The following is a 9,040-nucleotide window of genomic DNA, read 5'->3' on the forward strand; positions in this document are numbered from 1 at the left end:
CAGCCTCAGCCCGCTGGACAGATCGCGCTGGACATGCGGCCGAGATCGACGTGTCGCCGACTCACCAAGGCAATTCCAGCTCGAGACATGAGGGAAGCGTGGCATGGGGGTCTCGGGGCAGTCCACCATCATCCAATATCTGGACGACTCTGTCCCGCATCGTGAGACGATGTGTCCTTGGTCACGTGTGCCGCCCCTTGCCGGGGGGAAGACCGGCCTACTCGGCCCCGGTGCCAGCGTCTATCTCGACCTTGGTGTCGAAGACCCGGAATCCGCGCCGCCGGTAGTTGTCCAGGGCGTGCGGCCCGTCCTTGCTACAGGTGTGCACCCACACCCGCTTGGTCGGCGGTCGCCCGGCCCAGCGCTCGGCCAGGTCCCAGGCCCGGCCGGTGCCCCAGGACAGCAGGTGCCCGCCGATGCGCCGGCCCCGGAACGCGGGCAGCAGCCCGAAGTACGCGATCTCGACCACGCCCTCGTCCTGCCCGTCCAGCTCGATGTATCCGGCCGGGGTGCCGCGCTCGTACGCGACCCAGGTCTCCACCCCGGGCCGCTCCAGGAACTCCCGCCACCGGTCGGGCGTCCAGCCCAGCCGGTCCGTCCAGGCCACGTCCGCGCCGACCGACGTATAGAGGAAGCGGTTGAACTCCGGGCTGGGGATCTCGGCCCGTACGATCCGCACCCCCGCGGAGGCGGGCGGCTCCTGCGCCGGGGCGAGGTCCGCGGGCGAGGTCTGTTCCAGGGACCAGGTGGTGACCGTGATGCTCATGGAGCACAGCCAATCACGACCGCCGCCGGGTGCCCGGGGCGGGCGCGCGCCGCCCGGCGGGCGGCGCGTTGCAACGCCGCGCAACCTTTGCCTATGGCTGTACCCCGCACGGACAGTGGGCGCGGCGGAGGGCGGTACCGAGTCGGCGCGGCATCCCCTCCGCCGGCCCGGCCCAGGCCCCGGCCACGCACCGTCCGGCCTGGTCACCGGCTGGTCACGGAGGGAAACACCGGGCGCCGCCGGGCACCCCGGGGCGGATACCGTGAGAAGGTGCAGCCAGGGAAAGAACCGTCGAAGCCGTCCGGTCGGCTCTACAAGGCGCGCGCCTTGTACCGAAACGTGTCCAAGCGCAGGATGGTCTGGCTGCTGCTGAAGGACACCGTCAACTCCTGCATGGAGTACCGGGTCACCGGCCTGGCCGCCGAGGCCGCCTTCTTCACCCTCCTGTCGCTGCCGCCGCTGCTGCTCGGCCTGATCGGGCTGCTCGGCTACTTCGACGCGTGGACCAACACCGACACCGTGGCCACCATCCGGCAGAACATCCTCAACGCCTCGGGGACCGTGCTCTCCGACAAGGGGGTCCGGGAGATCGCCCGGCCGCTGCTGGACGACGTCATCCGGGGCGGCCGCCCCGACGTCATCTCGCTCGGCTTCGCCATCGCCCTGTGGTCCGGCTCCCGTGCGGTCAACGTCTTCGTCGACACCATCACCATCATGTACGGGCTCGAGGGCCGCCGCGGGATCGTCAGGACCCGGCTGCTGTCCTTTCTCCTCTATCTGGTCGCGCTGGTCATCGGGGCGGTGGCGCTGCCCCTGATGGTGATCGGCCCGGAGACCGTGGTGGACCTGGTGCCCTCGAGCGGGGACCTCGTACGGATCCTCTACTGGCCCGTGGTCATCCTGCTGTCCGTCGCCTTCCTCACCACCCTCTACCACGTCTCCGTGCCGGTGCGCTCGCCCTGGCGGGAGGACATCCCCGGCGCGCTCGTCGCCCTGGCGATATGGGTGCTCGGCAGCTTCCTGCTCCGTATCTACCTGCTCCACACCGTCGAGGGGCCGACGATCTACGGCTCGCTGGCCGCGCCCGTCGCCGTGCTGCTGTGGATCGGTGTGTCCGCCTTCGCGGTGCTCGTCGGCGCCGCCGTCAACGCCGCGATCGACCGCGTCTGGCCGTCGGTGGCCACCGCCGCCGGGCGCGCCGAGGCGGCCGCCCGGGTCCGGGAGGACGCTGCCCGGCGGCGGGCCTGGGCGCAGCGCACCGCGGACGACGGGGCGGCGGAGATCACCCCGCCCTCCGAGTTCCCCGAGCGCTGGGCGCAGTTCCTGCCGCACGCCGACGTACGCTCCCGGCTGCACGCCAAGCGCGCCGCCCGGCAGGAGCAGCAAGCGCCGGAGCAGCGCACACCCGAGCAGCGCACACCCGAGCCGAGGGCGTCGGAGCCGAGGGCGTCGGAGAACGGTGCGTCGGAGAACGGTGCGTCGGCCAATGGCGCGTCGGCGAATGGTGCGTCGGAGAACGGTGGTGCGTCGGCGAAGCCCGCGGCCGAGAACGGCGCGCCCAAGGACGCCCCGGGCGCACCGCACGCCCCGCGCGACGGCCGGACCGATGCCGCCGGGAAGCCGGTGCGCAGTGCCACCGGCGGATCAGAACCAGACGCGGGAGGCCAGTAGCCCCGTCCCGGCCTCGGCCGCCCCCCGCCACACCCGCAGCGGCCCGTCGAGGAGCGCCTCGGCCTCCTTCTCGCCCGCCCAGTCGTCGATCCGGGCCAGCGCCCGCTCGCGCTCCGCCCCGGACACCGCGAGCGCGGCCTCGGCCGCGGGGAGCCGGCGGCGCACCTCGTCGGCGGCGAGGACGGCGTCACCGGCCCAGCCGGGCAGCTTCCCGGCGCGCTCGGGCCCCAGGCCGTGGAAGAGGGCGGCCACCGGGTTGTCCTTGCGCACGGACTCGACGAAGGGCTCGACCGCGTCGGTGTCGATCCGGTCCCACCACTCCATGATGTGGAGCTTCCCCGAGCCGTCCATCGCGTCGAAGGCCGAGTCGTCGACCAGGCTGTACAGGTGCAGCGCGGCCTCGGTGTTGTAGACGCCGTCCTCGCGCCACACCGGCACCGCGCCACCGCCGCGCTCCGCGTCCCGCTCCCAGCGCGCCCAGGTGCCCACCGCCGCCGCCCGGGCCGCGGTGGCCTCGATGGCGGGCACCGCCAGCGGGGCCAGCTCCGCGACGTCCGCCTCACCCAGCGCCCCCACGAGCCAGCAGCCGGACATCCCCATGGCGAACCCCACCTCCACGCCGAAGATCATGATTCCGTTCGAACGGAGGTTCAGGGTGGCATGCCCCACCGACAGCCCGGTTGGGCCCATCAGGTGACAGGTGCGGGCCAGGTGGTGCACGCACCGCCGGGGTGCTCGACCTGCCCGCGCTCAGATGACACCGTCTCGTGACATGGATCACAGCGCTCGAACGCGGAACCTGCGCCCGAGGCTGGTGCTCGCCAGCGCGACCATGCTCTTCGTCGAGCTGGCGCTGATCAGGTGGACCGGGGCCAACGTCGTTCACCTGAGCTACTTCTCGAACTTCATCCTGCTGGGCTCGTTCCTCGGGATCGGCCTGGGGTTCCTGATCCCGGCCGGGCGCGGGCAGTGGCTCACCCGCTGGGCGCCCGTGCCGCTCGCCGTCCTCGTCGTCCTGGTGCGGGTGTTCCCCGTACAAGTGCGGCAGACCAGCGGCGAGGTCATCTACTTCACGGCCGTGAAGACCACCGGGCTGCCCCAGTGGGTGACCCTCCCCGTGCTGTTCGGCCTCGCCGCGCTCACCATGACGGCGCTCGGCAAGACGACGGCGGACCTGTTCCGGCAGCTGCCGTCGCTGGACGCCTACCGCTACGACCTGCTGGGCTCGCTGGCCGGCTCGCTCTCCTTCGCGGTGCTGTCCTGGCTGCGCGCCCCGTCGGTGGCGTGGGGGGCGCTCGCCGCGGTGGCGCTGCTGGTGCTGGGCGGGCGGGGCAACGCCGTCCGGTACGCGGCGCCGCTGACCCTGGTGGTGGCGGCGCTGACGCTGGAGTCGCTGGCGACCGGCATCTCCTGGTCCCCCTACTACAAGATCGAGGTCACCCGGCCGACCACCGGCAGCCGGGACTACAAGATCTCCGCCAACGGGGTGCCGCACCAGAGCATCGCGCCGCTGAAGGTGCTGCGGCGCTCCGACTCCCCGTACGAGCGGCCCTATCAGGAGACCCCGGCCAATCCGCACCGCCGCGTCCTGGTCATCGGCGCCGGCAACGGCAATGACGTGGCCGTGGCGCTCGCCCACGGCGCCCGGCGGGTGGACGCGGTCGAGATCGACCCCAGGCTCAAGCAGATCGGCGCCGATCTGCACCCGGACCGGCCGTACGACGACCCCCGGGTGCATGTCCACATCGACGACGGGCGGGCCTTTCTGGAGCGCACCGACGCCCGCTACGACCTGGTCGTCCTCGCGCTGCCGGACTCCCTGACCCTGGTGTCCGGCGCCAGCAACCTCCGCCTGGAGAGCTATCTGTTCACCCGGCAGGCGTTCGAGGCGGCCCACCGCCATCTGGCGCCCGGCGGCGCGTTCGCGATGTACAACTACTACCGGCAGAACTGGCTGATCGACCGCTACGGCTCCACGATCACCGGCGTCTTCGGGCACGCGCCCTGCATCACCCACTACGGCGGCAAGAAGGCCGCGATCCTCGTCGCCGGCGCCACCCCCGGCGACCAGCGGTGCGGCACCGCCTGGCGGCCCTCGGGCCCGGTGCCCGCGGCCGCCACCGACGACCACCCCTTCCCGTACCTGCTGCACCGCACCATCCCCAACCTCTACCTCGGGGTGCTCGGCGCGATCCTGCTGGTGACCCTGGTGTCGGTGCGGCTGACCGGGGTCCGCGTCGGACGCACCGTCAAGTACGCCGACATGTTCCTGCTCGGTGCCGCGTTCATGCTGCTCGAGACCAAGAACGTGATCGGCTTCGCCCTCTACTTCGGCACCACCTGGCTGGTCAACGCGATCGTCTTCGCCGGTGTCATGCTGGCCGTGCTGTGCGGCGTCGAGGTCCGGCGCCGGATGCGCCGCGTCAACCAGACCGCCCTCCAGCTCGCGCTGTTCGCCACGCTGGCCGTGTCCTGGCTGGTGCCGACCCATCTGGTGCTCGGGCTGCCCTTCGCCGCGCGCCTGGCCGCGGCGATCGCGCTGGCCTTCGCCCCGATCTTCTGCGCCAACATCATCTTCTCCGACCGGCTGGCGGCGGCCTCCGACCCCACGTCCGCCTTCGGGGCCAACCTCCTGGGCGCCCTCGTCGGCGGCACGCTCGAGTACCTCGCCCTGATCACCGGCTATCAGGCGCTGCTGCTCCTGGTCGCCGTGCTGTACGCGGGCGCGTGTGTCGCGATGCGCTTCACCGGCCGCGGCCAGAGCCAGGCGCAGCCCGTGGAGCGGCTCACGGCGGAGCCCACCGCCCATCCCTGACCACTGCCGCACACCCCGTCAGGCCCCCGGTCCCGCCGGGGGCCTGACGGATTTCCGGGTTCCGGAGGGTTCTCATCCGTACAGCGCCGCTGGAAGAATGACCCTCGTCGTTGAATCGATTCAATCCTATGGGCATCGTTTTCGGAGGCGACATTGAGAGTCCCCAGGCGCCGGGAGACCGGCAGCGGCAGTGGCAACGGCAGCAGCGGCGGCAGCGGCGGCGGACTGCGGCGGTTCGGCGTCGTGCTGGCGGCCGCCCTGCTCCCGATGGTGTCCACGGCCGTCCCCGGCCGCGCGGCGGCCGCCGAACCGCGCGGTGGCCACGCGCCCCTCGCCCCCGCCGGCCTGACCGTCGGCGACCGCGCCCGGCCGCTCGATGTCGAGGGCGCCCCGGGGTTCGGATGGCGGCCGCGCGACACCGACCCGGGGGAGACACAGACCGCCTACCAGATCCGGGTGACCCGGACCGGCGCCGCGCGCGGCGGCTCCCGCCAGGTGTGGGACAGCGGCAAGGTCGCCTCCGCCCGCCAGGCCTACGTGGCCTACGACGGCCCGGAACTGGCCGGAGGCACCGGCTACACCTGGACCGTGCGCACCTGGGACCGCACCGGCGCCGTCTCGCCATGGGCCCCGCGGGCCGCCTTCGACACCGGGATCTCCGACGCCCAGTGGCAGGCGAGCTGGATCCGGCGCACCACGGCCGACAAGGACGACTACACGCTGGCCCGCAAGGAGTTCACCGTCGGGGCGAGCCCCGTGGTGCGCGCCCGGCTCTATGTGGCGGCGTCCCAGCAGTACCAGGCGTATGTCAACGGCCGGCTGGTGGACCGCGGCGGCGCCTACGCGTACCCCGACGAGGGCTACTACCAGGCGGCCGATGTCACCCGGGACCTGAAGGCGGGCCGCCCGGCCGCGATCGGCGTGCTGGCCCACTGGTACGGCCCCGGTCAGGGGCGGCCCGCCGGAGAGCCCGGCCTGCTGGCCCGGCTGGTGGTCGAACACGCCGACGGATCGCGGCAGGTGGTGGTGTCCGACGGCAGCTGGCGGGTCGCCCGTGGCCCGTGGCTGTCCATGCCCTACCGCAACAACGACGGCCGCGACTACATCGAGAGCGTCGACGGCCGGATCGCCCAGCGTCAGCAGGGCTGGAACCGGCCCGGCTTCGACGCCTCCTCCTGGCAGTCGCCGCAGGTGGTCGGCGCGCACCCGGCCGGGGTCTTCACCCATCTGCGCAGCCAGCGGACGCGGCTGGCCTTCACGACGGCGCGGCCGGTCTCGGTGACCCGGCTCGCGTCGGGCGCGGTGGTCGCCGACTTCGGCAAGATCATCCCGGCGATGCCCCGGGTGCGGTTCGCGCACGGCGCATCCGGGCGCACCGTCGACATGCGGGCGGGCTATGTGCGCAACGCCGACGGCACGGTGTCCGACTCCGCGCACGACAACCAGAAGACCGACCTGTCGTACCACTACACCCAGCACGACGGCGCGCAGAGCTTCCAGGCCTACACCTACGAGGGGTTCCGCTACCTCCAGATCGACGACCCAGGCGAGCGGCTGAGCGCGTCGTCGATCGCCGCCGTGGTCCAGCACACCGACGCCGACCCGGCCCGCGCCGCCACCTTCAGCAGCTCCGACCCCACCCTGGACGCGGTGGCCGAGCTGATGCGGCGCTCCGCGCTGTACGACTCGCAGGAGCAGTTCCTGGACACCCCGACCCGCGAGAAGGGCCAGTTCCTCGGCGACTCCGTGGACGTCTCCCGCGCCCTGATGGCCGGGGCCGGCGACCGCGCGCTCACCGCCCGGGCGATCCGCGAGTTCGCCGAGTCGCAGCAGCGGTACTGGCCCGACGGCCGGATGAACGCCGTCTACCCCAACGGCGACGGCAAGCGGGACATCCCCGACTACACCGAGATGTTCCCCGGCTGGGTCTGGGAGTACTACCTCAACTCCGGCGACCGCGCCACGCTCGCCGCCTCCTACCCCGCCTCGGCCGCCGTCGCCGACTACATCCGCCGCTACATCGACCCCGCCACCGGCCTGGTCACCAAGCTCGCCGGGGGCTCCGGGGCCTACGAGTACGGCATCATCGACTGGCCCAACCGCTACGGGTACGACACCGACACCACCGTCCGCACCACCGTCAACATCCTGGCCGTGGACGCCCTGCGGCGCACCGCCGACCAGGCCGCCGCCCTCGGCCGGCCGAAGGCCGAGAGCGAGGCGCTGCGCGCCGACGCCGACAAGCTGGCCGAGGCCGTCAACGACCGGCTGCGCCGCCCGGACGGCATCTACACCGACGGGCTGAAGGCGGACGGCACCCGGAGCACACACGCCTCGCAGATCGCCAACGCCTACGCCGTCTCCTTCGGCATCGCCCCCGACGAGGCGGTGGACACCATCGCCGACCATCTCGCCTCGCTGAAGCTCCAGATGGGCCCGATGACCGCCAACTGGCTGCTCACCGCCCTGCACCGGGCCGGCCGTGACGACCAGGTGCTGGCCCGGCTCACCGACCGCACCTCGCTCGGCTGGGCCAACATCCTGGCCCGGGGCGGCACCTTCACCTGGGAGTCATGGGAGGCGCCCGACGACGGCCAGAGCCTCTCCCACGGCTGGGGCGCCACCGCACTGGTGGATCTCCAGCAGGAAATGCTCGGCCTGAACATCACCGCCCCGGCCGCCACCACCCTGCGGATCAGGCCACCGCGCGACACCGCTCTGACCCACGCGTCGGGCACGGTGTGGACCCAGGCGGGCACCGTCGGGGTCCGCTGGAACACCACGGCGCACGGCACCGCGGTGAAGGTCGACATCCCCGTCAACGTCACCGCCGAGGTGCAGGTCCCGCTGGCCGGCGGCCGCACGCCCGAGGCCCGTGGCGCCGGGCCTGACGGCGCCTCAACGCCGCGCTTCCGGGGCGTCCGTAACGGCTACGCCGTCTACACGGTGGGCTCCGGGCACTCCACCTTCACCCCGGCCGCCTGACGCGATCCCGGCCGCGACGTGGCGATCTTCCCGATACCGTGTGGCACAGACGCGAGTTGGGGGTGGGTGGGCTGTGGAGCCGTTCACGATGGCGGCGGTGGCTTCGGCGTCGGCACGGTGACCTCCGGTGCCCTGTCGGGAGCGGGCGGGGAGATGGGGCGGCGGAGCTCGGAGGCACTGGCCGGGCTCGTACGCCGGATGCGGCGTCAGAATCCCACCCCCGCCCCCGGTGCCGACAGCGAGCCGCTGCTGCCCGCCACCGAGGAGGAGCGGCGCGAGCTCGCCCGGCAGCTGTGGGAGGGCGCGCGCACCTCGCCCGGCCTGGCTGCGGGAGGCCGGGTGGCTGGGGTCCGGCGCCGTCCCGGCCGTGGCCCCGGGGGTGTCCCGCCCGCGGATGCTGCCTCCCGCGAACGCCGCCTTCACCGACCGCGAGTCGCTGCCGGAGCAGATCGCCCAGGTGCTGGACGGCGCGGACCGGCCCGCCGGCGTGCCCGCGGTCGTCGTGCTGGTCGGACCCGGCGGCATCGGGAAAGGCGCGGACCTAGCGGCCGCCTGACCCCGCTGCGCGCCCCGTCCCGTGCGCGGCTCCGCCGCGCCGGGGGCTTCGGCCCCCGGGGCCCCCGGCGCGGGTCCCCTGCGGGGCGGGGCTCCGCCCCAGACCCCTGGGGTCTGGGGGCGGTGCGCCCGTGTGGCGGTGCGCCCGTGTGGCGGTGCGCCCGTGTGGCGGTGCGCCCGTGTGGCGGTGCGCCCGTGTGGCGGTGCGCCCGTGTGGCGGTGCGCCCGTGTGGCGGTGCGCCCGTGCG

Annotated in this window: 7 protein-coding genes; 4 read left to right on the top strand and 3 right to left on the bottom strand. The window is 73.4% G+C overall.

What is annotated here, in order from left to right; translation table 11 throughout:
- Positions 1-5: 5 nt before the first annotated feature.
- Positions 6-89, bottom strand: coding sequence for a putative leader peptide (locus ABTY62_RS08975; RefSeq protein ID WP_309471194.1), 84 nt, complete (start codon positions 87-89; stop codon positions 6-8).
- 128 nt (positions 90-217) lie between these two features.
- Positions 218-766: a GNAT family N-acetyltransferase gene (locus tag ABTY62_RS08980; RefSeq protein WP_352128737.1), complete on the bottom strand. Its 549-nt coding sequence runs from the start codon at positions 764-766 to the stop codon at positions 218-220.
- A gap of 270 nt (positions 767-1,036) precedes the next feature.
- Here ABTY62_RS08980 and ABTY62_RS08985 point away from each other — a divergent pair, with 270 nt between their 5' ends.
- The gene (locus ABTY62_RS08985) at positions 1,037-2,437 is read left to right on the top strand and encodes a YhjD/YihY/BrkB family envelope integrity protein (RefSeq protein ID WP_352128738.1); all 1,401 of its coding nucleotides are present in this window, start codon (positions 1,037-1,039) and stop codon (positions 2,435-2,437) included.
- Here the strand turns inward: ABTY62_RS08985 and ABTY62_RS08990 are convergent.
- Positions 2,411-3,067: a hypothetical protein gene (locus ABTY62_RS08990; protein ID WP_352128739.1), complete on the bottom strand. Its 657-nt coding sequence runs from the start codon at positions 3,065-3,067 to the stop codon at positions 2,411-2,413. The genes ABTY62_RS08985 and ABTY62_RS08990 overlap by 27 nt on opposite strands.
- Positions 3,068-3,209: 142 nt before the next feature.
- Here ABTY62_RS08990 and ABTY62_RS08995 point away from each other — a divergent pair, with 142 nt between their 5' ends.
- The 3 genes from ABTY62_RS08995 (at position 3,210) to ABTY62_RS09005 (ending at position 8,793) form a co-directional block, all read left to right on the top strand.
- Positions 3,210-5,252: a spermidine synthase gene (locus ABTY62_RS08995; protein ID WP_352128740.1), complete on the top strand. Its 2,043-nt coding sequence runs from the start codon at positions 3,210-3,212 to the stop codon at positions 5,250-5,252.
- A gap of 153 nt (positions 5,253-5,405) precedes the next feature.
- Positions 5,406-8,237, top strand: a complete 2,832-nt coding sequence (locus ABTY62_RS09000; RefSeq protein WP_352128741.1) for a family 78 glycoside hydrolase catalytic domain — start codon at positions 5,406-5,408, stop codon at positions 8,235-8,237.
- A gap of 394 nt (positions 8,238-8,631) precedes the next feature.
- Complete coding sequence (locus ABTY62_RS09005) at positions 8,632-8,793, top strand: hypothetical protein (protein ID WP_352128742.1); 162 nt, start codon at positions 8,632-8,634, stop codon at positions 8,791-8,793.
- Positions 8,794-9,040 lie beyond the last annotated feature (247 nt).

This window comes from Streptomyces sp. NPDC097640 (assembly GCF_040302705.1).
In the GTDB taxonomy this organism is placed as follows: domain Bacteria; phylum Actinomycetota; class Actinomycetes; order Streptomycetales; family Streptomycetaceae; genus Streptomyces.

Excerpts from the sequence above, each read along its gene's own strand:
- ABTY62_RS08975 (WP_309471194.1), bottom strand. The coding sequence starts at position 89 with ATGTCTCGAGCTGGAATTGCCTTGGTGAGTCGGCGACACGTCGATCTC.
- ABTY62_RS08995 (WP_352128740.1), top strand. The coding sequence starts at position 3,210 with ATGGATCACAGCGCTCGAACGCGGAACCTGCGCCCGAGGCTGGTGCTC.
- ABTY62_RS08980 (WP_352128737.1), bottom strand. The coding sequence starts at position 766 with ATGAGCATCACGGTCACCACCTGGTCCCTGGAACAGACCTCGCCCGCG.
- ABTY62_RS09005 (WP_352128742.1), top strand. The coding sequence starts at position 8,632 with ATGCTGCCTCCCGCGAACGCCGCCTTCACCGACCGCGAGTCGCTGCCG.
- ABTY62_RS08990 (WP_352128739.1), bottom strand. The coding sequence starts at position 3,067 with ATGATCTTCGGCGTGGAGGTGGGGTTCGCCATGGGGATGTCCGGCTGC.